The sequence below is a fragment of the Advenella sp. genome (genome assembly GCF_052108595.1).
In the GTDB taxonomy this organism is placed as follows: Bacteria; Pseudomonadota; Gammaproteobacteria; order Burkholderiales; family Burkholderiaceae_B; genus Advenella.
The window spans coordinates 1-25,068 of record NZ_JBQEAU010000026.1 but is presented as its reverse complement, the minus strand read 5'-3'; the positions used below and the strand labels follow the sequence as shown (position 1 = coordinate 25,068).

Genomic DNA, 25,068 nt, shown 5'->3' with positions numbered 1-25,068 from the left:
TGATTTATTTTAAGTTTAAACTAATTTATAATGCACTACAAACTTTTTTTAAACAGGCGACAATGGCTGCCTCATGCCAAGCGTGGGCACCCGAACGAACCGGACTGCGTTTACAATCTGCCCGGTCCTACATGAACGGCTATGTCGTTTTATTTACGTTTATTTCAGCAGGAGCAGTTATGCAACACGATCTGGAAACCCGCGCAGCAACCATTGATCACTCCGAATTGCGTCTGTGGCTACGCCTGCTTACCTGCACCAGCCTGATCGAAAATCGCATCCGCAATTATCTGCGCGTGCAATTCGATTGCACCTTGCCGCGCTTCGACCTGATGGCGCAACTGGCCAAGGAACCGCAAGGCATGCGGATGGGAGATCTGTCTGCAAGACTGATGGTCAGCAACGGCAACGTGACCACCATTGCCAATCAGCTGGAAAAAGAAGGGCTGATCCTGCGCAAGGTCAGCAGTGAAGACCGCCGCAGTACCTTTTTGCGGCTCAGCGCAAAGGGACGCCGACAATTTGACCAAATGGCCTCGGCTCATGAAGCCTGGCTCCAGGACATGTTCAGCGGGATGCCCAAGGGCAATCAGAAGGAGCTGTATACGCTGCTGGCCGATCTGAAGCAGGCAGCACTTGCATCCCAGCAGTGACACGGCCCGTGCAAGGATGCTGTTTTCAGCGTGACTTCACGCATGACGCCGCCTGACCACGGTGCCCGGGTTATGCCATGCCGACGCCGGTGAAATGCCATGCCGGTGCCGACGCCAGGGTGAGAACGCCCGGCCTCAAGACAGCAGCAGTCATGCCGACGTTTGGCGACCTTACAGCTTGTCGACTTTGCGACTGTCGGCATTTTCGCCACCGCTGCCAGCGACAGCAATCGGGTAAAATAGTCTTTTTTGACTATCCTGGCAACAATCGGCGATATCTTTCTTTGGAGCAGTACGGATGAATGCGGCAACGATTCAGCAAAACGATCAATCAATCCACCAGACAGATCTGTTGGTGATCGGTGGCGGGATCAATGGGACTGGCATTGCGCGTGATGCGGCAGGACGCGGCCTGTCCGTATTGCTCTGTGAACAGGATGATCTGGCCAGCGCCACTTCATCGGCCAGCAGCAAACTGATCCATGGCGGGCTGCGCTATCTGGAACAATACGAATTCCGTCTGGTGCGCGAAGCGCTGGCCGAGCGCGAAGTGTTGTTGAATATCGCCCCTCATATTGTGCGGCCCTTGCGCTTCGTACTGCCGCACGATCACACCCTGCGTCCCGTATGGATGATCCGTGCGGGACTCTTTCTCTACGATCATCTGGCCAAGCGCTCCGCGCGCCTGCCAGGGTCCCGTCATATCCGTCTGGATGATGACTCGCCATTTGCCCGACCCATGAGCGAGCGCATCAAACAGGGCTTTATTTACTCCGATTGCCAGGTGGATGATTCCAGGCTGGTCGTGCTCAACGCCATGGATGCGCAAGCGCGCGGCGCGCAGATTCTTACGCAGACAACCTGCACCGGCGCACACATTGAAGAAGGTCGCTGGCTGGTGACCCTGCAGGATGTCACGGGCCGCCACTTGCAGGTGAGCGCCAAGGTGCTGGTCAACGCCGCCGGCCCCTGGGTTGATAACGTACTCGGAACGCTGCACGACCCCGATGCCCAGCCACGCAATCACCTGCGCCTGATCAAAGGCAGCCACCTGGTGACGCGCAAGCTATACGAAGGCGATCATGCCTATATCCTGCAGAATGATGACAAGCGGATCGTTTTCATCACTCCGCATCGCGATGTCTATTCCATGATCGGCACTACCGATGTGGATTTCCATGGCGATGCGCGTGGCGCGCACATTTCCGAAGAGGAAACCGATTATCTGCTGTCGGTGGTCAATCGATATCTGCGCCAGCCGGTGCAGCGCGACGCCATTGTCTCAAGCTGGGCCGGTGTGCGACCATTGTATGATGACGCGCAAGGCCAGGCTGCTGCTGTCACCCGCGATTATGTCTTTGATGTGAGCGGCGGCAAAAACGGCGAACCGGCCATGCTATCGATTTTTGGCGGCAAGATCACCACTTATCGCAAACTGGCCGAACATGCGCTGGAAAAACTCCAGCCGTATCTGAAACAGGGGCCGGCCTGGACCGCCACGGCACCGCTGCCAGGCGGCCAATTGCCCGACCTGGACCCGCAGCGCTACACGCAGCAATTGCAGGCGCGCTACCCCTGGCTGGATGCTGCGCTGCTTGCCCGCCTGGTGGCTGCCTACGGATCTATGACAACTGAAATTATCGGCGATGCCGATTCCGTTGCAGGTCTGGGTATGCATTTCGGACACGGCCTGTACGAGGCCGAAGCGCGCTGGCTGATCAATCGCGAGTGGGCGCAAAGCACCCAGGATATCCTGTGGCGCCGCACCCGGCTGGGCCTCAAGTTCAGCGTCGGGCAACAACAAACACTGGAACACTGGCTCACCGGAACAACCCTGGCGGCGGCCATGGCGCGCGACACGTTTTTTGAGTCGGCCCGGTCACGTTAATTAGTCGCGATAAATTAGTCGCGATAATCTAGCCACGCTAATAATCTAGCCACGCTCGCCGATGGCAGGAACCGTTGCGCGCAACGTTGTTTACGCGTCGGCCATGCAAGCCACAACTGTACCATATGCAAAAACCCTTGTAGCCTAGCAGGCAATGTATTTCTTATTTATGACATGTCATCAAATATGCATACCTGGGGTGTTACTATGCCAGCTACAAATCCCCTTCCCCTTTACAGTGTAATTACATCAATCACGACTATGTCTGAACAGGAACTCAAGCTACATGTGCCTGCGTCTGCCGCTGCGCAAGTAGAAAAGGCGCTGAAAAAAGCAAAATGCGAAACTATCTCGCTGCGCGCCATGTATTTTGATACAGCAGATCGCGAGCTGGCCAAATCAAAAATCGCCATCAGGCTACGCCTGGAAGGCGACAACTGGGTACAAACGCTGAAAATGCCCGGCAGCAATGCGCTGACCAAGCTGGAACTGAACCACAATCGCCCCAGCCCGGTGCTGGATTTAAGTTTGTACGCAGGCACGCCGGCCGAGGCCGCCCTGCTCAAACTGGCCAAGCCGCTGGAGCTGCGCTACGAAACAGATATCACCCGGTTGTATCGGCGCCAGCGCACGCGCAAGGGCACTATAGAGATCGCCTTCGATACCGGTGTCATTCGTGCGGCCGAGCTGGAATTGCCGGTATCCGAAGTGGAGTTCGAACTGGTTTCGGGCTCACCCGAAGCAATCTTTGAGATCGGAAAAAAATGGCTGTCGCAATATAAGCTGATTCTGGACTTGCGCAGCAAGTCACAGCGTGGCGATGCCCTGGCTCAATCTGCAGTCAATATCAGGCGCTCGGACACCGCTACCGTAAAGAATGCGGTGCGCAACAACGAAGTGCTGCGTTTCTGGGCGCCCCGCAAGGCACGCGCCTACGAAATCGACAAACAGGACAGCGCCACGCAGGCGCTGGTCTCGGTCACGACTGAATGCCTGGAACAAATCTGTGCCAACGCCGGCGCCCTGGCCGAAATTGATACGCTGGGCGTCGTTGCGGTAGGCCGCCCCGAACATGTGCATCAATTGCGTATCGGCATGCGGCGCCTGACCAGCAACTGGAAGTTGTTTAGCGGCCTGGCCTGGCTGCCCGAACAGGACGTGCGCGATGAGCTTCGCGTGCACCTGGGTCGATTCGGCGCCACGCGTGATCTGGACGTCATGCTCGCGACCGTGGTGCCGGTCCTGAACGATGCAGGCATGCCCACCATGCAGTTCAGTTCGCATGAAGAAGGCGCCACACCTCACGACATCGCCAAAGACCCGTCATTTCAGCAATGGGTGCTGCGGCTGCTGGAGTGGACTGTCCTGACACCAACAACCGATCCCGTGGCTCCCATCGAGGATGACACCGAACAGGTTCAAACGGACGCGGTTGAAGACGCACAACCGGGCGAGCAAACGCAGGATGAGCAGGCAGCGACCGAGCAGAGCGCTGAAGCAGCAGCGCCCGCCGCAGCCGGTGCATCAACCCAGATTGAACCGATCATTATCCCCCTGACGCCGCTGCCACACGGCCGCCCTGTTCTGCGCAGATTGCTGGAGCAGCGCCTGAACAAATGGAACAGGCAAATCGTTCGTCACTGGAAAACCGAAGATAAATCGGATATCGAGTCGTATCATGACCTGCGCAAACGCATCAAGCGCATGCGTTACGCACTGAACGTATACGAAGGCTTGCGCCCCAATTGCAACCTGAACGGGTATGTCAAAAAGCTGGCAGCAGCGCAGGAAGTATTCGGCAATCTGAACGATATGTCTACTGCCCTCACGTTCTTCAGCGCTCATACGCAAACCCATCCCGCCGCCTGGTTCGCCGTGGGCTGGCTTACCGCCACGCTTGAAACGCTGAAACACCAGGCCGATGAAGCGCTAACGCATATCCCCGCGAAAATCCGCTACGACTGACACACCACCTGATCGTGAGCATGGTCATGGTCACGATCAGCACCGTAAAAAAAGCACCCTGCAAGCTCGGATGATCTATCCGGGTTTGCAGGGTGTCTTTTTGTACTAAATCTTTTTTACTAAAGGGGACTTACTCAAGGGCTGTTGAGAGGATGACGGCCAAGCATCCCGTCGGCGTCGCATCAGTCGCATTGCCAGCCGTTGATGGTTATCCCGTTGCACAAAGAAACAAGCCTGCGCCCAACCAAGAAACGCTCGTCCTGCGACAGGCAGGCAGCGTGTGCTGGGCGCGCCAGAGGTTGCGCTATAGGCCAGGCTGCTTTATTCATATGAAGCCGAACCAGCCCCCTGGAGGAAAGCGCAGCCCTTTGGCCGATTAATCGCCCAGCAATGCACCGGCAAATTCGGATGCCACAAAGGGTTGCAGATCCTGCAATGACTCGCCGACGCCAATCCAGTAAACAGGCACCGGCCGCACGCCCTGGCTGCCCGCAGCCACGGCTGCCAGCGTACCGCCTTTGGCCGTACCATCCAACTTGGTCACGACCAACCCGGTCAGCGTCAAGGCCGCATCAAAAGCCTTGATCTGGGAGATGGCGTTTTGGCCGGTATTGCCGTCCACCACCAGCAGCACCTCGTGGGGGGCGTCGCCATCGGCCTTGCCGATCACGCGCTTGATTTTCTTGAGCTCTTCCATCAGATGCAACTGCGTGGGCAAGCGGCCGGCGGTATCGACCATGACAATCGACGCCTTGCGGGCCCGTCCGGCATTGACCGCATCGAATGCCACCGCAGCCGGGTCGCCGCCATCCTGGGCGATCACGGCCACATTGTTGCGCGAGCCCCATTCAATCAGCTGTTCGCGTGCCGCGGCACGAAAAGTGTCACCGGCCGCCAGCAACACACTGTGTCCCTGCGCCTGAAAATGGTGGGCAAGTTTGCCAATAGAGGTGGTTTTGCCTGCGCCGTTCACGCCCGCAATCATCACAACACGCGTCTGCCCGGTGCCTGCATCAAACTGCTTTTGCAGCGGGGCCAAATGCTCGGCCAGCAGATCGCGCAGTGCGTGTTTGACGGTTTGTGCGTCTTCAATGCGTTCCTTTTTCACCTTGTTGCGCAGTTTGCCCAACAACGATTCGGTCGCTTCCATCCCCGCATCGGCCATAATCAGCGCCGTTTCCAGCTCTTCAAACAGATTCTCGTCAACTTTGACGCCGACAAACAGCGAACTGATATTCGAACCGGTCCTGGACAGGCCATCCTTTAAGCGCGCCAGCCAGGATTTGCGATCCGATTTGGGACGCTGCGCCGTGCTGGACGCTGCCGGCGCCTGCTCGGCCATCGCAACGGCGTCGGGTGTGGCAGGCGCAGCGGATACCGCAGATGCTACCGGTGTTGCTGGTACCTGGGGGGCCTCGGACGTTGCCGGAACGGCAGACACTTCGGGCGCGGGCGCTTGTGCTGCTGCCGATGCAATAGTGGGCTGCGCCACACTGTCCGCAACTGAAACGTTCTTTTGCTCGCCCTGTGCAGCGGCTTTGATCGCAGCGCCGGAACCCTGGCCCACAGACGGCGGCAAAACGGCATCCATGGGCTTTTTCAAGGTTGCCGCTTTATCGCTCAGATCCACATGAACCGGTGGAGTCGAGGGCACAGACTGCACATTGCGCTGCGCTTGCGGTGGCAAGGATGATGTCGACGGCGCGGGCGTACCTGCTGGGGCCGCTGAAGCAGCATCGGCAGACTCTGGCGCGGTCGTCTCGCGCACCGGCGGTTCCTGAACCGGTGGCTCTCTGGATGGCGGCTCCTGTGGGGGCGGTTCAACGGGTGTCGGCGGCTCTTTGGCCGGCGGTTCGGGTAAAGTCGGCTCCCTGACGGGCGGCTCCTGCGCAGCAGGTATGTCCTGGGGCGCTGGCTCAGTCTCTACCGACTCCGAAGCGATGGTATGTTCGGGCACCGGCATGAGCGCCGCGCCCTCTTCAAGCGTCTCGGGCTGACGGGTCTCGAGTGCCGGTTCAACGGGCTTTTCAACAGGCTCGCTGGTTTTCTTTTTACGTTTGAAAAAACTGAACATAGGTTGTCGCAGGAAAGTGAATACTACAATAACAATAGGATCCCCTATTTTAACAGTGTACGTCGCAACAATGATGAAACCAGCAAACCGCCCCGCAGGCACTTTCGGCAAACGCCAGACCATCCGAATCATTGGTGGTCAATATCGACGCTCGCAGATTCCGGTGGTTGATGCCGACGGCCTGCGGCCGACCTCGGACCGTATCCGGGAAACGCTGTTTAACTGGCTGAACTATCTGTGGGACGGCAAGTTCGACGACAAATCGGTGCTGGACCTGTTCGCTGGCACGGGCGCACTGGGCTTTGAGGCCGCTTCACGTGGCGCTGCGCATGTACAGATGGCCGAAACCAGTCCTGCTGCGCTGGCAACATTGCGCGCTACGCGCGACAAATTGCAGGCCAGCCAGGTACGCATCAACAGCGCCGATGCGTTTCTGATGTTAAAACGCATGGATGCCGCCAGATTCGACCTGGTAATGCTTGATCCGCCCTTTGCCGGCAAGCTGTTTGATCGCATCTATCCCTTTTTGCCCGCCATTGTCAAACCGGGCGGCCTGGTCTACATCGAATCGGACCAGCCCGAAGACCCGGGCCCCGACTTCCCTGCTATCCGGCAGGGCAAGGCCGGGCAGGTGTATTATCAGTTACATGAACACCTTATTGCACCGCACAAAAGCGAGTAAATACCTTATAATCGACGTTCCTTTAAACGCTCGGGCCGGTTTTCGGCCTCTTTCCCGGCATCGATCGGGAGCAAACGGAGCTCATGATGATCACTGCTGTATACCCAGGGACATTTGATCCTCTCACCCGCGGACACGAGGATTTGGTCCGACGCGCAGCCGGGCTGTTTGATCATGTTGTAGTTGGCGTCGCTGTCAGCGCGGGCAAAAATCCGCTGTTTACTATCGAAGAGCGCTTGCAGATTGCCGAAGAAGTGCTGGGCCACTATCCTAATGTCTCTGTCAAAAGCTTTGGCGGCCTGCTCAAGGATTTTGTACGCGAGGAAGACGCCCGCATCATTGTGCGCGGCCTGCGCGCCGTATCCGATTTTGAATATGAGTTTCAAATGGCCGGCATGAATCGCCACCTGCTGCCCGACGTGGAAACGCTATTCATGACCCCGTCTGATCAGTATCAGTTTATTTCCGGCACGTTTGTCCGTGAAATTGCCCTGCTCGGTGGCGATGTGGGTAAATTTGTATTCCCGTCGGTTGAGCGCTGGTTGCAGGAAAAATCACAGGCCCGCCTGGCTGCCAGAAACGAGCAGGCGCCCGAGAGCGACTAAGCAAACTGCGTCAATGCATGTCAGGGCGAACATCGACACCATCCTTTTCTGGCCAGGCCCGTGTTCCGAGGCCCTGGATTCATGCCCAGAATTGATGCCCGTGTGCTCATGTTTCAAGCTGGCACCCTGGCCTGACCAGTTGCATGTGCCGCTGCATGCCCAATGATGTGCGCTCTATCTCATGCAAAGCCTGATTGTGCCTGCCATGCTGTCCTGGTCCCTCGACTGCACCGCAACGCACCCGGCGACAGCGCCCGAATGGATCGCAGACACGCAGCGACCCATTAACCCTGACACGCTTGCCTGTTTTCAGGTATTTGTCCAACCATTGGCGTACACTGTCACTGTGTATAAACGAAAGTGCCGGAAAGATTATGGCCCTGCTAATTACCGATGAATGCATCAACTGCGACGTCTGCGAACCGCAGTGTCCCAATGAAGCCATCTATATGGGTGTGGATTTCTATGAAATCGACCCTGCCAAGTGCACCGAATGCGTCGGGCACCATGGCGAGCCGCAATGTCAGGTCGTCTGTCCTGTCGAGTGTATTGAGATCAATCCGGAATGGAAAGAATCCCAGGATATGCTCATGGCCAAATTCTACAAGCTGACTGCTGTAGCCTGACAAGCCCGCCTCGCAACGGTCCGCACCTTATGCGGGCGGGCCGTCTAACACATCACCCCTGATTTTCCGCCCGCCGCCGCAACCTGCGACAGCAGCATTATCACGACTGGCGTCAAGGCGTCTAGGCATCAAGCGGTCAGGTCTTCATCGGGGTGCAGCTTGACCAGTCGAATCGGCCGCTCAAGCAGCTTACTGAACCACGCATCGGCCAATTGCCCCTCGCTGACCACGCGCAAGGCACGCCCGTCTAGCTGCGCCTCTTCAAAAGCATCCTCATCATCTTCCAGCACATCGACCGGGATATCCAGTCGCAACATGCCTGGCGCGCGGATAACCAAGTAATCGAAACGGATGGAAAGTTCAATTTGTTTCAATGCCGGGTCATCCCGGCCAAGCGCCTGCGACTGCTCATCAACAAGCAGCCAGCGCAGTTGTGCTGCGGGCTTGACCGGCCCCGCAATGGCCGGGCATTGATAAATAGGCTGAAAATCTGAAGTTGTCATAATGCAGAATCGAAAATGGAAAAAGGCCGCTTAAATGAGAGGAATATAGGAAAAAGCCCGCCTATTGAGCGGGAGCAGGCGTGGGCGCGGCCGGCGTTTGCGGCTCAGTCGCTGCCGGAGCGTCGGGTGCGGCCTGAGCAGGTGGGGGGTTACCGTCGCCTGCCGCCGCTGGTGCAGGCTGTCCGCCCGCCGCGGCACCAGGCTGCGCCTGTGGCTCGGGTACAGCAGCCTTCTGTGCAGCAGCCTGCTCGGCCGCCTGCTTTTGCGCCTCTGCTTCTTTGTCCTTGCGCTGCTTGACGAACTGGCCCAACGGCGAGTTATTCAAGCGCTGCCATTTGACTTTCAACTGCGCACCCTGGGGCGATCCGGTCAACTCGAACGGCAAGGTCACCTGTTTGATGCTTACGCGCAACCCCTCCTGATTCAACGTGACCGGCTGGCGCGTGACAAATTTGCCAGGGAACGAAAACTGGTTATTGATCAGGTTGTACACCGCCAGATTGTCATCGGCCTGGATCAGCAAGGGATCGGTCAGCAGGCTGAAGTGCGCAAAATGCAACTCGCCTTTATCGAGCACCAGCTTGGTTTTTAGCGTTTTATACGGGGTTTTGGCCGCTGGATCAAATTTCCAGGTGCCGGCCTGCTCAATGTTGTTGGCGTAGGCGGCGGGATCGGCAAGCACCGGCGCCAGATCAAAGCCACTGATCGCGCCCTCGCGGGCCTCGCCTTCGAGTGAGCCGGTGGCATTGGTCAGCCAGTTGGCGCCTTCGGGCGCATTTCTGGAGGCAAAGACCAGCGAGAATGTGCCTGTGCCTGTCATGACCGGATTCATGCCCAGTCCCTTGAGCAGCGGTTCAATGGATACGTCCTGGAAATTGAGTTTGGTCGTGACTTCGTCGTCCTTCATGTTGATCAACGCGTCGCCCTGTACCTGCCCGTCAAAAATATTGGACTTGATATCTGTGATACCCAACTGGTCTTTGGTGAAATTTAAGGCCGCCGTCACATCGTTATACACCACGCCATGATAGGTGATCTGCTTAAGGCTGGCGGTGCCCGATCCGATGAGCGAGCCCATCAGGTCGCTGACCAGGTTGCGTACAGCGGTGGTGGCGGGCTTGGCCTCGGCCTCCTGGGGCGCAGCGGGTGCCTTGGCGCCGCCGGTAGCAGCGGCCGGCGGTGTTGCGGCTGCACCCGACACGTTATCGATCAGCTCATCCAGATTCACCGAATCGGCGCCCACAGCAAAACGCACATAAGGCTCATCAAACCTGGAGACATTGCCGTCAAAACTGAACTTGCCGGAGTTGATGACAGCATCGGCCTTGAAGCTGGCGACACTTTTGAGGAAATCGGCGCTGAAGGTGCCGATAACGGGAATGTTCTGCTCGCGCGTTTCCACATCCTTGAGCACCACATTGCCACTCATGGCCGAAAGCGCGAACAGGCGGCGCGCCAGATCCATTTTGGCCGGCGAAGAAATATTGAAATTGACCGCGCGTTTATTACCACGGGCATACGCGCCGTCCAGCTTGATCTGGGCCACATTCAGGGCATCGGACGTGCCGCTGATGCCCTCCATGCGAAAGTTGACGCCGAACTGTTCCTTGCCCTTGATCCGGACAGAACCGGTCAGTGGCTTGCCACCCGCGCCGGTAGGCGAGATATCCAGCGCCGGCGAATTGAGCACCCATTCGTAGCTCTCGTCGTCTTCATCAGAGGCGGTACCTTTGACGGCGAAGTTGGTCATCTGCAAAAGCGGCGCAGTTGAGTCAAAATTCAGCTTGGGCGCGGCCAGGCTCATATCCAGGTTGCGCAACCCGGTGCCCTTGGCGCCTTTGCCCGAAATGGTCAGATCAATACCCGATCCGGTGAGCGCGTGCGCAAAACTATCGACGGCAAAATCGCCGGTCAACGTGCCGGTTTGCACATCCACATCACCCACGACACCCTTGATATTGGCTTCCAGATTGCGGGCCGAATACAGTTTGGTGACCGGGTCCAGTTTGACCAGGCCCTGAATATTCACGCTGGCATTGGCCACCGGTCTTGCGCCTTCCAGATTGCCCGTCACAGACACGTCAAAAGGCTGATCGAACGTGACCCGGCCAGTATTGACCGTCATCTGGTTCAGGCGCATATCCAGATTGTTCAGCTTGTCCTTATAGAAGATCGCACCGTTTTGCACTTCAAGCCCGGCGATATCGATTTTGAAATCGGTCTTTTTGGGCTGCGGCAAAACGCTGTTGCTCTCGGCGGCCGCGGCAGGCACGGGACGGATTTCATCGCTTTTGAAGCGCGGATCGACCGTCTCTATGGCAGGCGGATCCTGGGTCAGCAGGTCCTCGAAGTTGAAATTGCCTTTTTCATCGCGCACGATCCAGCCCTTTAAGCCAGACACGGCAACATGATCGACCACCAGACGGTTCGATATGAGCGGCCAGATGGCCACGGCAAAACGAGCGCTGTCGATAGAGGCAAAAGTGGTGGTGGAATTGGGCTCGGACAGTGAAATTTTTCGAACTGACAGACCGATACGCGGGAACAGGGACAGTTCCAGATCGCCCTCAATGACCATGGTGCGATTGTATCGTTCCTGCACAATGCTTTCGATCTTGTGTTTATAGGCGTTCGGATCGAACGTCAATAAAAAGACGGCTGCGCCTACAAAGGCAAACAGCATCAGCACCACAAGGCCGATCAAAATTCTTTTAAGCCAGACTTTCATGGGCGGCTTGATCTCTCATTCATAATAAGTGGGAACAGCCCGCTCAAGGACCGTCTGTCATCCAGATAAGCGCAGCCGACAGGAGCAGCTCTGCCCTTGTGTAAAGTGGGCATGAGCGGTGGACATGAACGCCGGGTTGCCGAACCACACTACCCACACAAGCGGTATTGCCACACAACAATGCGCAGCGTACCACCGTCATGGCCACGCTATGGATCGGCGGTCGCGACGCACAACGTCAGCGACATGCCTGCAGTGACATGCTGTTCATGCATTTCATACAATGCAGTCGCAGGCGGCACTTCTTTTCAAAAAGCATGCACCGCCTGCCAGTCGAGCTCACAATCGTAATCGTGTGCTGCGCGCGCCGGATCTGCCTGTCTGGATTTATCGGGCTGTTATTTTGATTATGCTAACAGATATGGCATTCGAATGCAGGCAGAACAGGACTATTTGAACAGTGAGGACAGCGAATTGAGTACTTCGTTCTCGCCACGCGCCTGCCCATCGGCCGGAATCTGGCCTTCCGGTGTTGATTTGTCGACCACTTGCGGCAAAATACCCGACAAGCTTCCCAGAACATCATTACGGGACTGACCCGACTGGGCTGCAATGGAATCGACCGTATCGGCCCCCAGCGCAGTATCGACCTGTTCCGGGGAAATATCACGGTTTTCACCCTTGTTGACCCAGGAATTGAAAATGTCGCCCAGCCCACCTTGCTGGAATTTTTCGGCCAAACCACCCAGGCCGCCCTGCTGGTTATTGATCACGGACAAAACCACTGGCAACAGCGCGCTCAGGGCGCCCAGATTGAGGCCATTGCCCAGGCCACCCAAACCACCCAGGCCGCCCATGTCTTCCTGCTGCGCGGCGGGCGTCTGATCTTCCGGGGCCTGCCCGGATGCTACCTGGCCTTCCTGTATTTGTTCACTTTGTGGCTGCTGTTCAGGCTTTTTGCCACCGCCCAACACCGCATTGATTGCATCCAGAATTCCCATGATCTTTCCTTGATTGAGTAAGAAGAGGAGTTTTGACTATAACACCGGAACAGGGCCGCATCATGAATGTTATTTATCTGATAAACATTTGATACAGATGAAATTATTGTTATTGCAAGACAGTTGACCGGCTCAGTCAGCTGAAAAACAGCCCGCAACCCGGCCTGGCAGGAACAGCAAAAGCCGCGCACATACGCGGCTTTTGTCGGGTTTGGGAAAGCACAGCACGCTTTCCCTGGTCAAAATGAGCTTTATACGTTGAACAGGAAATTGAGCACATCGCCGTCCTTGACGATATATTCCTTGCCCTCAGCACGCATTTTGCCCGCTTCCTTGGCGCCCTGCTCGCCTTTATGCGTAATAAAGTCGTCATAGGCAATGGTCTGGGCACGGATAAAGCCACGTTCGAAGTCTGTATGGATCGCAGCGGCGGCGCGCGGGGCGGTATCGCCCACATGAATCGTCCAGGCACGCACTTCCTTGACACCTGCTGTAAAGTAAGTCTGCAGGCCCAGCAGGCGGAAAGCGGCGCGAATTACGCGGTTCAAACCCGGCTCATCCATGCCCATATCAGCCAGGAATACGTTTTTGTCCTCATCATCCAGGTCAGCAATTTCGGCTTCGATTGCCGCGCATACGGCCACAACAGGCGCATTTTCCTTGGCGGCAAATTCCTGTACTGCAGCCAGATGCGGGTTGTCGGTAAAACCGTCTTCCTTCACATTGGCCACGTACATGGCAGGCTTGGCCGTAATGAAACAGTACGGCTTGATCAGATCCAGGTCGTCTTGATCCAGGTTCATGGAGCGGATGGAGCGGGCCTCGTTGAGCACGGCAATGATCTTTTCCAGCAGGCCAGCCAGGCGCTGCGCTTCCTTGTCGCCCGCCCGACCGGTCTTCTGGGCACGCAGCATCGCCTTTTCAGCGGTGCTCATGTCGGCCAGCGCCAGCTCGGTGTTGATCACTTCGATATCAGAAATCGGATTGACCTGACCGGCCACGTGAATCACGTTTTCGTCTTCAAAGCAGCGCACGACATGGACAATCGCATCCGTTTCGCGGATGTTGGCCAGAAATTGGTTGCCCAGCCCTTCGCCCTTGGAGGCGCCCGCCACCAGCCCGGCAATGTCCACAAACTCGACCGTGGCCGGCAGAATGCGCTCGGGATTGACCACTTCGGCCAGTTTATTCAGGCGCTCATCGGGCACCTCTACGATCCCGACATTGGGTTCGATGGTGCAGAACGGATAGTTTTCCGCCGCGATGCCCGCTTTGGTCAGGGCGTTAAAGAGCGTGGATTTGCCCACGTTGGGCAGTCCGACAATCCCACATTGAAGAGCCATTGAATTTCCTTAGATAACAAGCACATACGAACCCAGCATCGGCACCATGGAGGTGCCGGATCAGCAGAACGTCGTATGTTTGCATACGGGTCGCCGTTTTACAGACAAAACCTTGTAAACCAGCACGCGTATCTGGCGATTTTGCATCAGTTTTGAATAAAGAAGAGATTGTAACCTTGTCTGACGCTCTACTTGATCGATTGATGCCTTCAAACCCAAGAATAGCCTGAATCAGCGCTTTTTTGAACGTGCGCTTAACGATCAAACCGACTTGGCGTCTTATATTTTCCCCAGGCAAGTAGTTGCGGTGGTGTGTGGATCTTCATAATATTTAAAAATTTTAAACGTGATTTATTGCTTAATAAGTCCATGACAGTTAAACCACATATGTCCAAATATGCCGTCATAGAAGGTCCATTCGACGACGCCAGCTTCGGCATATTCCCTGAATTGAAGGGTCGCGGCTACCATTATTGCGAAGCACCCATCTTTCTATACTACGGCGAACACAAAAGTACCCATCACGGCTTTGGCTTGTATCACATCTGGGAACAACGTCTCAGAATTGAATTTAACCTGTCAATGAAAACGGCGATGCCCTTCCTTGTGGGTGAAATAAAGACCCTTCTGTCAAGGGCCAGCATTCATTGTGAGTTTGAACATCCGGGCGGCAATCATCGCGCTGTTGTGATCGCACACGCAACCTGCAACACGGTCGTCATGCAATACCTTGACCGAAAACACGTGTGTTCCATAGTGACATGGTTCTCACGAAATTTCAGAAAACCCAAAAAGCCTCGTATAGGGAGCATTGCCATTGACTACGGCACATAACAAGGTCCATTGGCATAAAACAAAAGGCCCCCAAATGATGAGGGCCTCAATTCCGTATTAGTGAGAGATAGTCGAGCAACCTTCTTAGTCTGTATATGCAAGCCACCTTGCATAGTGCTGTCGTCGGCGCACGAACCAAACCTGCGTTCATGCTGCTATCATCAGGCTTACCGATTTCACCTGCTGTCAGGGGATATGCTGGACCAGTGGTCGGGGTCAAATTCCAGCTTCCAAACTTCCTACAGTAATACAAACAATACGTTTATAAATCGATGTTATACGAAAATTTTATCAAAAAGCACAATTCTGGACAACAAGAGAGACCCACATAGCTCAGCCATACAAGAACAGCACAGATATTCAAACTTGCCATCCCAGGCATCCGGGGTCCGTGACACTCTCGCAACCGGCTGAGCGGGCAAAAAGCACCTGAAAATGGCGTTACGGAGCCTTGAAATTGTGTTCAGAACGAGAGGTTCGAACAAATGCCCCACGTTACTGCGGCGCATCAACCATCTGAATAATCTGGATTAAATTACCGCAGGTATCGTCAAACACAGCCATTCGCACCGGCCCTGCGTCCATGGGCTGCACTGTAAAGCGCACGCCGCGCCGGGTTAACCGGTCAACCTCGGCGTCCAGATCGTCCACTTCAAAGGATGTGGCAGGTATACCGTCCCTGACCAGGGCCGCTTTGTATGGCGCCACTGCCGGGTGCGCGTCTGGCTCAAGCAACAGCTCCACGCCCTTGGGCTGCTCTTTGGACACAACCGTCAGCCAGCGATAATCGCCTGCGGGAACGTCATGCTTTAACTGGAAACCCAGAATATTGGTGTAAAAATCCAATGCCCTGGCCTGATCATCAACAAACACACTCGTTACATAAATTCGCATGCGCTGCTCCTATCTATGAATCGCGATTGATTGAATATCCAGCGACTGCCAGTGGCCAATGGCCAGATAAAACAAATGCCCAAAGCACCGCAGCCCGACGTCTCACGCAGTCCTAACGACCTTGCAGCATAAGCCAGATCAGCAGCAACGGCCCGCCATTGAACATCATATGCATCAGAATAGAAGTGCCGATCCCGGAACGGACTCGCATCCAGGCCAGGACCAGGCCGGTCATCCATTGCGGCATGACCATGACCGGATACATCCACCACGGCGTATCGTTCAGCTTGAAATTGTTCAAATGCACAAAAGCAAAAACCAGCACCGACAGGTGAAAGATCCAGGGAAACCATTGTACATAAAGTTTGCGTATGCGCCATGGCAGCGCTTGGTCATTACCGACGAAGCCCCGGAACTTGAGGGCGGCCAGCAGTGCCAGCACCAGGATAAATGCGCCGGCGCTCAGCCACGATGGGCCCGAAAAGACCACCATCATCATCACCGGCAATACCCATAGGATGGCACGGGGATAGCGCAAACTGTAGCGAAACAGCATTTCCTCGACCAGTGGCGCCCACAGCACCGCCATCAGCCAGGGAATATTATCCGGGTCCAGCCGGTGCTGGGCGCCGCCACTTTCTGCTGCGCTCAAGGCCAATGGCGCCAGTACAAACAGATTCACAAACCATAACAGGGCCACCCAGGACAGCATGCGGGCAAAACGGACATTCGGATACCAATCGCGCCACCAACCCGAACCGCCGCCCCGCTGGGCGATGCGTGGGGTAAAGCGTGGCCTGCGCACAAAGCGCAGAAACACTTTGAGATCGGCGCCGAAAGTCGCGGTGGTCATGACCGCGCCTCGCGCGCTGCGGCAAGGCGGCGCGAGGCCGCGGCAAAGTCGCCATCGAGCAGGGGCCCGAGCACCAGCCTGGCGCTGTCGATTTCATTGTCGATCAGCGGCATGTCTTCCTTGGCTGGCATGGATAGTACGTAATCGGCCACGCCCTGGGCCAGGCCACGGCTGCGCGGATGGCCAATGCCAAGACGCATGCGCCAGTAGTCGCTGGTTCCCAATGCTGCCTGAATATCCCGCAGCCCGTTATGGCCGGCATGACCGCCGCCTTTTTTCAACTTGACCTCGCCCGGCTGCAGGTCCAGTTCATCATGCAGCACCAGCACCTGTTCGGGTTCAATCTTGAAGAACCGCGCCACTGCCCCCACAGACTGGCCTGAGCGGTTCATGTATGTGACGGGTTTGAGTAGATAAACGGCCTCGCCATCGTGACGCGCACGCGCCAGTTGTCCGGAAAAGCCAGTTTCCAGGCTGAACTGGGTTTTCAGATCATCGGCGTAGTGGTCGACAAGCCAGAACCCGGCATTGTGGCGCGTGGGTTCATACTGCGGGCCGGGATTTCCCAGCCCGACAATCAGACGGATAGGCAACGAAGCCATGTACAAAATTCCCTGCAGTTTACGAAACAAACCCCCGAAATGCGAACGCACTGCGGGGGTGTACCAACATAATGGCCTGACCGGCAAGGCCGGCCCGCGTTACCCTGCCTTCAGGCAAAGTAACACATTCGAGACTTACTTGGCGTCGTCTTCGGCAGGCTTGTCAGATTTTTCTGCTTCGGCCGCGCTAACATCAGCTGCAGTTGGCGGGTCCTCGTCAGGACTTTCTGCAATCACAGTTGCAGTGGCCAGTACGGGGCTTTCTTCGCCAATACCCAGAAACTCAACACCGGCCGGAACTTTAACGTCTGACAGGTGCACAACTTCATTGGCTTGCAGGTTGCCCAGGTCTACTTCGATGAACTGAGGCAGGTCTTTAGGCAGGCAGGTGATCTCGATGTCGTTCAGAACGTGCGAAATTGTCGCACCTTGCTGTTTGACGGCAGGAGATTCGTCACCGTTGATAAAGTGGAAAGGAATACGTGTTGTAAGCGCTTCGTTGGCACTGACACGCTGAAAATCCACATGCAGCACGAGTGGCTTGTATGAGTGCCATTGCACGGCGCGCAGCAGAACGTTCTGCTTTTTGCCGTCGAGCATCATGTCCAGTACGGACGTGTGGAATGGCTCTTTGCGCAATGCGTGGAAAATTTCATTGTGGTCAAGTTCGATGCTTTGCGCTTCGCCTTTTCCACCATAAACAATGGCCGGTACACGGCCGGCGCGACGCAGGCGGCGGCTCGCACTCGATCCCTGAACGCTACGCGTGGTGGCTTCAAATTTCATGGAGAACTCCAAATAAACAATACCGATTACGGTATTTTCAAAAAGGCTGAACCGGTTGGCTCAGCCACCCGACCCGCTGCCGCGACCAGCAACGGATCAAATCCTTATTCTACAAACAGTGAACTAACCGACTCTGCATGGGAAATGCGCAGAATGGTCTCGCCCAGCAATGATGCACTGGAAAGCTGACGGATGCGCGCGCAATCGGCCGCTTCCTGGGACAGCGGAATGGTGTCGGTCACAACCAGCTCGTCCAGCTCGGACTCTGCAATGCGGCCAACAGCGCCGCCGGAGAGCACGGCATGCGTACAATAGGCGTAGACGGCGCCGGCGCCGCGCTCTTTAAGCGCAGAAGCCGCCTTGCACAACGTGCCGGCGGTATCGACCATGTCGTCCATAATGATACAGGTGCGGCCATCGACCTCACCGATAATATTCATGACTTCGGATACATTGGCACGCGGGCGACGCTTGTCGATAATCGCCAGGTCTGCTTCCAGCTGTTTGGCCAGTGCGCGGGCACGGACCACACCACCAATGTCGGGAGAGACAACCACCAGGTCCTTGAAGTTGCGCTGACCGATATCGGCCAGCAGCACGGGACCGGCGTAGATGTTATCTACCGGAATATCAAAAAAGCCCTGGATCTGGTCTGCGTGCAGGTCCATGGTCAGCAGGCGATCAACGCCCACGCTTTGCAGCATGTTGGCAACCACTTTTGCCGTGATGGCCACGCGGGCCGAACGCGGCCGGCGATCCTGCCGGGCATAGCCAAAGTATGGGATGGCGGCGGTAATACGGCCGGCCGAAGCGCGGCGCAGTGCATCGACCATCGTCATGATTTCCATGAGGTTGTCGTTGGTAGGCGCGCAGGTGGGCTGCAGCACGAATACATCGCGGCCCCGTACGTTCTCCAGGATTTCCACCATGACTTCACCGTCAGAAAAACGACCGACGGTCATTTTGCCCAGCGACATGTCCAAATGATTAACGACGTCTACGGCAAGCCTGGGATTGGCTGTGCCGGTAAAAATCATGAAATTAGTGTTGGTCATGATGACTGGAATCGGTGAAGTGAATAAAAAAAACCGTGATAAGCACATACCGGTTTATAGCGGCTTATTCACGGTTTCCGCACATATAGTACGAATTTGGCTGGGGCGGAAGGATTCGAACCTTCGCATGCTGGAATCAAAATCCAGTGCCTTAACCAGCTTGGCGACGCCCCAAATTCTATATCCAATTATACAGCGGATGCCGATTGATGCCGTGACAGACAACGACCTGTTTTATCCACTGGCTTGCCTCTGGATGAGAAGCAAGCGCAGATTCTACACGCTGCCTGCATGCCAAGGCCTGATCGGCAGTATCGAACGGTACAAAAAAACACGCACCTGATCCTGTCATTCTGGCCTGTATACCCAAGGATTCAAGCCAGCCGACAATAAGCGAAAGCGGTTTGAAAAGGGCACATGCTGCTGCCTGTAGATCATTTCTGCCAAACTGATGAATATCATGTCCAGCAAAGTCGTGCATTATGAGGGATTTTGTGGCCCTTGTCAAATCAGGATGGGCAAAAACTGTTGCAGTTGCGACACTGATTGTCGGCACAAACACGACATAAGAGGCTTGCGGCACCGGGCAGGTCTGCAGCGCGTCGCCCACACCCTGGGCAAAAGCCGATTCACCGAAGACAAAAACCGGCACGTCGGCGCCCAGCGTCAGGCCCAGGGCCTGCAGGGCCTCGCGGGAAAAACCACAACCCCATAGGCGGTTGAGCGCAATCAGGGTGCTGGCCGCATCGCTGGAGCCGCCACCCAGGCCGCCACCGGCGGGAATCTGTTTATCAACGGCAATGGTCACGCCAGCGGCCGCGCCGCTCTGAGCTGCGGCATGCTGCTGAAGCAGGCGCGCCGCCCGTACGATCAGATCCTCATCATGGGGCACACCAGGAATATCGGTGGCGCGCACAATACGCCCATCGTCACGCAAGGTGAAATGCAGCCGGTCGGCCAGGTCAACAAAGGTAAAAACGGTTTGCAGCAGATGGTAGCCATCGGCACGCCTGCCGGTGATGTGCAGAAACAGGTTCAGCTTGGCCGGCGCTGCCACGTCATGCAAAGACTTCATTCGCTCTCGGTCACCACGCGAACGGTAATGCGGTCGCCCGCCATGGTGCGCTCAAAGTTCAGGCGCGTGGGCCCTTTGCTGTCAAAATCGGACATATTGACCCGCCAGCCTGCTTCGTCAAACGTCTGGGCGCCCTGGGCCGCGCCGGTCTGCCCTGCCGTGTGCAGACCATTACGCTGGCCATTGCGCAGGCCCTTGAGCCAGTTACGCATGCCACTGACCGGGATCGGGCTGCCCAACACCTCGGCCACTAATGCATCGGGATCACCGGCGACCGTGCGCTGTCCATTGGAGCGCGTCAGCACCGCCTGATTATCGGCCACGACCACCCGGGCCAATGTAGAACCCAGCGGATTGGTCAGGTCCAACGTCAGCACCGCTCCCGTATCCAGCCAGGTGAAACCGCCCTGCACCGAGTCGCGATTGCGCTCTGCGCTGCGATCATAAACGGTCAGGGCAAAGCGCCCGGAACGCTCGAACGCGCCGTCGGCACGAGCGGCCTGTGACGTCGAGGGCTGCGTGGGCACAGTCGAACACGCAGCCAGTGTTGCAGCCACCAGACAGATTGCGGTTAACCGGATATAGCGATGTAAAACGCGTACATTCATTTGAGGCGGACTCCCAGTCGTTTGAGGGTTTCTTTAAGCGTCGGGTTTTCCTTGTCCAGCTGCCAGCCTTGCTTGAGCAGCGCCCGAGCCCGTTTTTTGTCACCATTGGACCAGTAGATTTCGGCAAGATGCGCCGCAATATCGGCTTGCGGCGACAACTCGAAGGCATTTTCCAGATACTGACTGGCCAGCGCATGATTGCCCAGCCGGAACTGCAGCCAGCCCATGCTATCCAGAATGAACGGATTGCCCGGCGCCAGTTGCACGGCCTTGTCCAGCAGCGTTTGCGCCTGCTCCAGATTGATATTCTGGTCGGCAAAGACATACCCCAGCGCGTTGTATGCATCGGGTGAATCGGGCTTGAGCGCGATCACCTGCCGCAGCAAGGTTTCCATTTCAACGATTTTGCCCTGGCGCTCGTACAGCATGGCCAGGTCATACTTGATGGCCGGGCTGGCAGGCAGGGCCTTGTCGGCCTGAACCAGGCGGGCAAGCGCCCTATCCGTGCGTCCGGCGGCGGCAAGCACCTGCGCACCCGCCAGCTCAACAATAATTTTGTCTTCGCGCGTCTCGGTGCGAATGTCGGCAATCAGCGCCATGGCTTTGTTCAACTGTCCCAGCTTGCCGTAGAGCGCCGCCTGTTTCATGCGAATTTGCGGCAGGGCGGCCGACTCATCGATTTTTTCCAGTTGGGCTATCGCATCGCGATACTTGCCTTCATCCTCATCAATCTGGGCAAACAACAGGCGTGCATCGGTGGACTGCCCCTGGGCGTTGGTTTCGGCATCTGACAATGCCTCGCGCCGCTGTCCCTGCACCTCCAGGAACTCGGTCAACCGCGCCCGCGCCATTTTATAGTGTTTGGCCTGGTAATTGACCTGGGCCTCCAGGTACAGCAGGTCAAAGTCCTCGGGAAAGGCCTTGCGCATACGCGCCAGATCGGCCAGGGCAGGCGCAAATTTCTTGTCTTCGACCAGTTGGCTGATATACAAAAGGCGAACCCGGCGGATACTGGGGTGAGCGGTGATGAACTTGCGTCCCAGCGACATGGCCAAGTCGTGATTGATTTTGACGCCGTATTGCAATACGCGCTCGGCGGCGGCATCAGAGTCCGGATCGAGCGACAGCGATTTGCGCGCCGCTTCCCAGGCCAGCACCGGATCGCCCGCCTGAGTCGCCAGGTCTGCCAGCAGCAGGTGCGCGACCGAAAAATTGTCGCCGTTCTTGTGAATGACCTCTGTAAAGACCTTGAGGGCTTCCTGCTTGTCTTTCATGCGCGCCACCACGGCGGCAGCCTGGTACAGAGCGCGATCCTTGTTGCCGGCCTTGGCGATGCGCTCGCGCAGCGCCTTGACAATGCCATCCGTATCGCCGTTGCTGGCCGCCAGCGCCAGCGTGGCCGCCACGGCTTCTTCATCTCCGGGCGCCAGCTGGTTCCAGAGCCGCGCCGCTGCGGCAGCCTGCCGGGACTGGGACTTGGCCATATACAGATGCATGGCGCGTTTGGCCAGGCGTGGCATTTTCCGGTCGCGCGCCAGTGCCATTGCCGTTTCTGCCGCCAAGTCGGTTTTCCCCTCCTGGGCAGCAATTTCCATGATGAGCAGACGGTAAATATCGTCGGCCTCGGTATGGTTGACCAACGTCACAGGCCTGGCCTGCTCGTTCGACAGAAAATCCAGCATGGCGCGCCGATCTACCGGCTGATCGAACTGGGCATGCGCGAGCGCAGTCCACATGAGCGGAGCAACAAGGGCTGCGGCGCGAATAACGCTTTTCATCGGAATCACAGGCAAGCGAGGCAGTGGCTGATAACAAAAAACAAATGTTATCATCCTTGCTTAGTTATTATTAATAAATCCTTAAAACATAAGCATTTTATCTGCGCCGGCGTGACTTTGCGCGCGCCGTGGGCGCCCCCATTATTCCTATGCCCGAACTACCTGAAGTTGAAACCACCCGCCGCGGCCTGGACATGATCATTACCGGCAAGCGGCTGCTTGCGGTCCACGTGCATGAGGCACGGATGCGCTGGCCGGTTACACCCGAGCTCAATCTCATTTTGCAGGGCAAACAGTTGCTGGCCTGCGAGCGGCGGGGTAAATACCTCCTGTTGCGTTTCGAACACGGTACCCTGCTTGTGCATCTGGGCATGTCCGGATCGCTGCGCCATGTCCAGGTAGGTGAGTTCTTGCGCAAGCACGATCACGTGGAGTGGTGCTTCGATGGCGTCACCGTACGCCTGAACGATCCGCGACGTTTTGGCGCAGTCCTGTGGCACGCCCATGACGCCGGTCCTGTGGCGGCCCACCCCTTGCTGGCCGGGCTGGGCGTAGAACCCTTTGAGGCGGCCTTCACGCCGCACATGCTCCATGCCGGGCTACAGGGGCGCAGCATAGCCATTAAGCAGGCGCTGCTGGGCGGCCAGATTGTGGTGGGCGTCGGCAATATTTATGCGTCGGAAAGCCTGTTCGCAGCCCGCATTCATCCACGCACGCCGGCCAACCGCATTTCGCCGGCAAGAGCGCAACGCCTGCATGCGGCTATTTTAAGTACGCTGGAAAAAGCGCTGGATTCGGGCGGCAGCACCTTGCGCAACTACACCGGTACACAGGGCGAGCCAGGCGCTTATTTTGAGATTCACGCGGCCGTCTATGACCGCGAGAACCAGCCCTGCCGCAGCTGTGGCACGCCGATACGCAAAATCGTGCAGGGCCAGCGCGCCACTTTCTTCTGTCCTAAATGTCAGCGCTATTGATGACCTTGCCCGGGTTCATCAGAATGTGAGGATCCAGCGCACGCTTGATCTTGCGCATCAGCGCCAGCTCCACTTCGGATTTGTATAGCGGCAGCAGATCTTTTTTCAGCTGCCCTACCCCATGCTCGGCGCTGATGGAACCGCCAAAGGCGTGCACACTGTCATGCACCAGCCGATACACTTGCGGCTGCAGCTCCAGGAAAGCGGTCTCGTCCGAGCCAGCCGGCGCCGCCACGTTGTAATGCAGATTGCCGTCACCCAGGTGGCCAAAAACAATGTGCCGCACGCCCGCAAAAGCCGCCTGCAACTGGCCATTGGTCTGCTCGACAAAATCGGCCATGCGCGAGACCGGAATAGACACATCGTGCTTGATATTTTTGCCCATCTGCTTTTCCGCCAGCGGGATACTTTCACGCAAATGCCACAACTCGTTGCTCTGGGCAATGGAGGCCGCAATGACGGCGTCGACAACATCGGCCTCTTCAATGGCCTGGCCCACCACCGTTTCAAAGCGTTCGCGCGCATGATCGGCACTTTCGCTGTCGGAGATTTCCAGCAGCGCATACCAGGGACACTGCCTGCCGGAAGCGTCAAACGGCCATTTCTGCTGGTCAAATTCAAGCGTGACCGAATCCAGACAATAGTGGGAAATAAGTTCGAAACCGGTCAGGGCCGCGCCGAACCCCTTACGGGCGCGCGCCAGCATCCGGACGGCCGCCGGCATGTCGTTGAAAGCGAGCATGGCCGTACACCGCGCCACCGGCTGCGGATACAGCTTGAGCGTTGCCGCGGTAATGATACCCAGCGTGCCTTCGCTGCCGATATACAGGTCGCGCAAATCGTAACCGGTATTGTCCTTGCGCAGGCCACGCAAGCCGTGCCAGATCTCGCCATCTGCTGTGACCACTTCCAGGCCCAGCGTGAGGTCACGGGTATTGCCGTAGCGAAGCACCTGCGTGCCTCCGGCGTTGGTGGCCAGATTGCCGCCAATCGTGCAACTGCCTTCGGCAGCCAGACTCAGCGGAAACAAACGGTCTGCCTCAATGGCAGCCTGCTGCACCTCGCGCAGGGTGCAGCCGGCCTGCACGGTAATCGTATCGTCGGCCGTATCGACCTGCAGGATGCGGTTAAGGCGCGTGAGCGCAATCACGACACTGTTTCCCTGTCCGTCGGGCGTGGCGCCCCCGCAAAGACCGGTGTTGCCGCCCTGCGGCACCATGGGCACCTGATGCTCCACACAGGTGCGCACCACATGTGCGACCTGCTCGACAGAGGCGGGGCGCACCACCGCCAGCGCCTGACCGGTATAGCGGCCGCGCCAGTCGGTCAGATAAGGCTGTGCCGCAGCTCCGATCAATACATGATCTGCGCCGACGATGTCTTGCAATACTGCCAATAGATTCATTTTTTTCTGCCCGTTTCAGTTTGACGGTTGTCGCAATGGGCAGGCGGACAGATTCCCACCAGCCCGCTTTGGCAACAGACGTATAATACAACCCACATTTTACCGAAATTCGTGGCTGTTGCCCGCCGCTTGC

At 56.9% G+C, this 25,068-nt stretch carries 22 protein-coding genes and 1 tRNA gene; 8 read left to right on the top strand and 15 right to left on the bottom strand.

Translation table 11 applies throughout. The annotated features are described in order from the left end of the window. Positions 1–179 precede the first annotated feature (179 nt). The 3 genes from ACTIKR_RS06790 (at position 180) to ACTIKR_RS06780 (ending at position 4,506) form a co-directional block, all read left to right on the top strand. Positions 180–653, top strand: a complete 474-nt coding sequence (locus ACTIKR_RS06790; protein ID WP_193089290.1) for a MarR family winged helix-turn-helix transcriptional regulator — start codon at positions 180–182, stop codon at positions 651–653. Between the two features lie 298 nt (positions 654–951). Beyond that, the gene (gene glpD, locus ACTIKR_RS06785) at positions 952–2,541 is read left to right on the top strand and encodes a glycerol-3-phosphate dehydrogenase (protein ID WP_193089289.1); all 1,590 of its coding nucleotides are present in this window, start codon (positions 952–954) and stop codon (positions 2,539–2,541) included. Positions 2,542–2,802: 261 nt separating this feature from the next. Beyond that, on the top strand, positions 2,803–4,506 hold the full coding sequence (locus tag ACTIKR_RS06780) for a CYTH and CHAD domain-containing protein (RefSeq protein ID WP_193089288.1): 1,704 nt from the start codon (positions 2,803–2,805) through the stop codon (positions 4,504–4,506). A gap of 376 nt (positions 4,507–4,882) precedes the next feature. Here the strand turns inward: ACTIKR_RS06780 and ftsY are convergent, their stop codons facing one another. Further along, positions 4,883–6,097, bottom strand: coding sequence for a signal recognition particle-docking protein FtsY (gene ftsY, locus ACTIKR_RS06775; protein WP_226817061.1), 1,215 nt, complete (start codon positions 6,095–6,097; stop codon positions 4,883–4,885). Positions 6,098–6,653: 556 nt separating this feature from the next. Here ftsY and rsmD point away from each other — a divergent pair. The 3 genes from rsmD (at position 6,654) to ACTIKR_RS06760 (ending at position 8,493) form a co-directional block, all read left to right on the top strand. Then, positions 6,654–7,262 (top strand): 16S rRNA (guanine(966)-N(2))-methyltransferase RsmD, encoded by a 609-nt coding sequence (gene rsmD, locus ACTIKR_RS06770; protein WP_193089426.1) that lies wholly within the window; start codon positions 6,654–6,656, stop codon positions 7,260–7,262. 86 nt (positions 7,263–7,348) lie between these two features. Further along, the gene (gene coaD / locus ACTIKR_RS06765) at positions 7,349–7,867 is read left to right on the top strand and encodes a pantetheine-phosphate adenylyltransferase (RefSeq protein WP_193089425.1); all 519 of its coding nucleotides are present in this window, start codon (positions 7,349–7,351) and stop codon (positions 7,865–7,867) included. Between the two features lie 374 nt (positions 7,868–8,241). Further along, positions 8,242–8,493, top strand: coding sequence for a YfhL family 4Fe-4S dicluster ferredoxin (locus tag ACTIKR_RS06760; RefSeq protein ID WP_014751910.1), 252 nt, complete (start codon positions 8,242–8,244; stop codon positions 8,491–8,493). A 128-nt stretch (positions 8,494–8,621) separates the two neighbouring features. Here the strand turns inward: ACTIKR_RS06760 and ACTIKR_RS06755 are convergent, their stop codons facing one another. From ACTIKR_RS06755 to ychF, 4 genes are all read right to left on the bottom strand, one after another. Further along, the gene (locus tag ACTIKR_RS06755) at positions 8,622–8,996 is read right to left on the bottom strand and encodes an MOSC N-terminal beta barrel domain-containing protein (RefSeq protein ID WP_193089287.1); all 375 of its coding nucleotides are present in this window, start codon (positions 8,994–8,996) and stop codon (positions 8,622–8,624) included. A gap of 61 nt (positions 8,997–9,057) precedes the next feature. Then, the gene (locus ACTIKR_RS06750) at positions 9,058–11,724 is read right to left on the bottom strand and encodes an AsmA family protein (protein ID WP_442327429.1); all 2,667 of its coding nucleotides are present in this window, start codon (positions 11,722–11,724) and stop codon (positions 9,058–9,060) included. A 449-nt stretch (positions 11,725–12,173) separates the two neighbouring features. After that, a complete protein-coding gene (locus tag ACTIKR_RS06745) occupies positions 12,174–12,725 on the bottom strand; it encodes a YidB family protein (RefSeq protein WP_193089285.1) in 552 nt (183 codons plus the stop codon). A 251-nt stretch (positions 12,726–12,976) separates the two neighbouring features. Then, on the bottom strand, positions 12,977–14,068 hold the full coding sequence (gene ychF, locus ACTIKR_RS06740) for a redox-regulated ATPase YchF (RefSeq protein WP_193089284.1): 1,092 nt from the start codon (positions 14,066–14,068) through the stop codon (positions 12,977–12,979). Between the two features lie 369 nt (positions 14,069–14,437). Between ychF and ACTIKR_RS06735 the strand changes: the two genes are divergently transcribed. Beyond that, positions 14,438–14,902, top strand: coding sequence for a hypothetical protein (locus ACTIKR_RS06735; RefSeq protein ID WP_193089283.1), 465 nt, complete (start codon positions 14,438–14,440; stop codon positions 14,900–14,902). Between the two features lie 495 nt (positions 14,903–15,397). Here ACTIKR_RS06735 and ACTIKR_RS06730 read toward each other — a convergent pair whose 3' ends face one another. From ACTIKR_RS06730 to ACTIKR_RS06690, 9 genes are all read right to left on the bottom strand, one after another. Then, positions 15,398–15,796: a VOC family protein gene (locus tag ACTIKR_RS06730; RefSeq protein ID WP_193089282.1), complete on the bottom strand. Its 399-nt coding sequence runs from the start codon at positions 15,794–15,796 to the stop codon at positions 15,398–15,400. A 112-nt stretch (positions 15,797–15,908) separates the two neighbouring features. Continuing rightward, positions 15,909–16,649 carry a CPBP family glutamic-type intramembrane protease gene (locus ACTIKR_RS06725; protein WP_193089281.1) on the bottom strand — a complete coding sequence of 247 codons (741 nt, stop codon included), beginning with the start codon at positions 16,647–16,649 and terminating at the stop codon, positions 15,909–15,911. Then, positions 16,646–17,251 carry an aminoacyl-tRNA hydrolase gene (gene pth, locus ACTIKR_RS06720; RefSeq protein WP_193089280.1) on the bottom strand — a complete coding sequence of 202 codons (606 nt, stop codon included), beginning with the start codon at positions 17,249–17,251 and terminating at the stop codon, positions 16,646–16,648. Before pth ends, ACTIKR_RS06725 begins: the two co-directional genes overlap by 4 nt. Positions 17,252–17,386: 135 nt before the next feature. Beyond that, a complete protein-coding gene (locus ACTIKR_RS06715) occupies positions 17,387–18,037 on the bottom strand; it encodes a 50S ribosomal protein L25/general stress protein Ctc (protein WP_193089279.1) in 651 nt (216 codons plus the stop codon). A 104-nt stretch (positions 18,038–18,141) separates the two neighbouring features. Next, positions 18,142–19,092, bottom strand: coding sequence for a ribose-phosphate pyrophosphokinase (locus ACTIKR_RS06710; RefSeq protein WP_193089278.1), 951 nt, complete (start codon positions 19,090–19,092; stop codon positions 18,142–18,144). Between the two features lie 97 nt (positions 19,093–19,189). Beyond that, a tRNA-Gln gene (locus tag ACTIKR_RS06705) sits at positions 19,190–19,266 on the bottom strand. 4 nt (positions 19,267–19,270) lie between these two features. Beyond that, complete coding sequence (ispE, locus tag ACTIKR_RS06700; protein ID WP_193089277.1) at positions 19,271–20,167, bottom strand: 4-(cytidine 5'-diphospho)-2-C-methyl-D-erythritol kinase; 897 nt, start codon at positions 20,165–20,167, stop codon at positions 19,271–19,273. Then, a complete protein-coding gene (locus ACTIKR_RS06695) occupies positions 20,164–20,775 on the bottom strand; it encodes an outer membrane lipoprotein LolB (protein ID WP_193089276.1) in 612 nt (203 codons plus the stop codon). The genes ispE and ACTIKR_RS06695 overlap by 4 nt, the downstream gene beginning before the upstream one ends. Next, a complete protein-coding gene (locus tag ACTIKR_RS06690) occupies positions 20,772–22,553 on the bottom strand; it encodes a tetratricopeptide repeat protein (protein WP_193089275.1) in 1,782 nt (593 codons plus the stop codon). Before ACTIKR_RS06690 ends, ACTIKR_RS06695 begins: the two co-directional genes overlap by 4 nt. A 149-nt stretch (positions 22,554–22,702) precedes the next feature. Here ACTIKR_RS06690 and mutM point away from each other — a divergent pair, with 149 nt between their 5' ends. Then, the gene (gene mutM / locus ACTIKR_RS06685) at positions 22,703–23,530 is read left to right on the top strand and encodes a bifunctional DNA-formamidopyrimidine glycosylase/DNA-(apurinic or apyrimidinic site) lyase (RefSeq protein ID WP_193089274.1); all 828 of its coding nucleotides are present in this window, start codon (positions 22,703–22,705) and stop codon (positions 23,528–23,530) included. Here the strand turns inward: mutM and ACTIKR_RS06680 are convergent. Then, the gene (locus ACTIKR_RS06680) at positions 23,511–24,935 is read right to left on the bottom strand and encodes an FAD-binding oxidoreductase (RefSeq protein ID WP_193089273.1); all 1,425 of its coding nucleotides are present in this window, start codon (positions 24,933–24,935) and stop codon (positions 23,511–23,513) included. The two genes, mutM and ACTIKR_RS06680, sit on opposite strands and share 20 nt — an antisense overlap. Positions 24,936–25,068 lie beyond the last annotated feature (133 nt).

Bases quoted from the DNA above. Each gene is read 5' to 3' on its own strand.
- ACTIKR_RS06790 (WP_193089290.1), top strand. From the start codon at position 180: ATGCAACACGATCTGGAAACCCGCGCAGCAACCATTGATCACTCCGAA.
- glpD (WP_193089289.1), top strand. From the start codon at position 952: ATGAATGCGGCAACGATTCAGCAAAACGATCAATCAATCCACCAGACA.
- ACTIKR_RS06780 (WP_193089288.1), top strand. From the start codon at position 2,803: ATGTCTGAACAGGAACTCAAGCTACATGTGCCTGCGTCTGCCGCTGCG.
- ftsY (WP_226817061.1), bottom strand. From the start codon at position 6,097: ATGGATGCCGTTTTGCCGCCGTCTGTGGGCCAGGGTTCCGGCGCTGCG.
- rsmD (WP_193089426.1), top strand. From the start codon at position 6,654: ATGAAACCAGCAAACCGCCCCGCAGGCACTTTCGGCAAACGCCAGACC.
- coaD (WP_193089425.1), top strand. From the start codon at position 7,349: ATGATCACTGCTGTATACCCAGGGACATTTGATCCTCTCACCCGCGGA.
- ACTIKR_RS06760 (WP_014751910.1), top strand. From the start codon at position 8,242: ATGGCCCTGCTAATTACCGATGAATGCATCAACTGCGACGTCTGCGAA.
- ACTIKR_RS06755 (WP_193089287.1), bottom strand. From the start codon at position 8,996: ATGACAACTTCAGATTTTCAGCCTATTTATCAATGCCCGGCCATTGCG.
- ACTIKR_RS06750 (WP_442327429.1), bottom strand. From the start codon at position 11,724: ATGAAAGTCTGGCTTAAAAGAATTTTGATCGGCCTTGTGGTGCTGATG.
- ACTIKR_RS06745 (WP_193089285.1), bottom strand. From the start codon at position 12,725: ATGGGAATTCTGGATGCAATCAATGCGGTGTTGGGCGGTGGCAAAAAG.
- ychF (WP_193089284.1), bottom strand. From the start codon at position 14,068: ATGGCTCTTCAATGTGGGATTGTCGGACTGCCCAACGTGGGCAAATCC.
- ACTIKR_RS06735 (WP_193089283.1), top strand. From the start codon at position 14,438: ATGACAGTTAAACCACATATGTCCAAATATGCCGTCATAGAAGGTCCA.
- ACTIKR_RS06730 (WP_193089282.1), bottom strand. From the start codon at position 15,796: ATGCGAATTTATGTAACGAGTGTGTTTGTTGATGATCAGGCCAGGGCA.
- ACTIKR_RS06725 (WP_193089281.1), bottom strand. From the start codon at position 16,649: ATGACCACCGCGACTTTCGGCGCCGATCTCAAAGTGTTTCTGCGCTTT.
- pth (WP_193089280.1), bottom strand. From the start codon at position 17,251: ATGGCTTCGTTGCCTATCCGTCTGATTGTCGGGCTGGGAAATCCCGGC.
- ACTIKR_RS06715 (WP_193089279.1), bottom strand. From the start codon at position 18,037: ATGAAATTTGAAGCCACCACGCGTAGCGTTCAGGGATCGAGTGCGAGC.
- ACTIKR_RS06710 (WP_193089278.1), bottom strand. From the start codon at position 19,092: ATGACCAACACTAATTTCATGATTTTTACCGGCACAGCCAATCCCAGG.
- ispE (WP_193089277.1), bottom strand. From the start codon at position 20,167: ATGAAGTCTTTGCATGACGTGGCAGCGCCGGCCAAGCTGAACCTGTTT.
- ACTIKR_RS06695 (WP_193089276.1), bottom strand. From the start codon at position 20,775: ATGAATGTACGCGTTTTACATCGCTATATCCGGTTAACCGCAATCTGT.
- ACTIKR_RS06690 (WP_193089275.1), bottom strand. From the start codon at position 22,553: ATGAAAAGCGTTATTCGCGCCGCAGCCCTTGTTGCTCCGCTCATGTGG.
- mutM (WP_193089274.1), top strand. From the start codon at position 22,703: ATGCCCGAACTACCTGAAGTTGAAACCACCCGCCGCGGCCTGGACATG.
- ACTIKR_RS06680 (WP_193089273.1), bottom strand. From the start codon at position 24,935: ATGAATCTATTGGCAGTATTGCAAGACATCGTCGGCGCAGATCATGTA.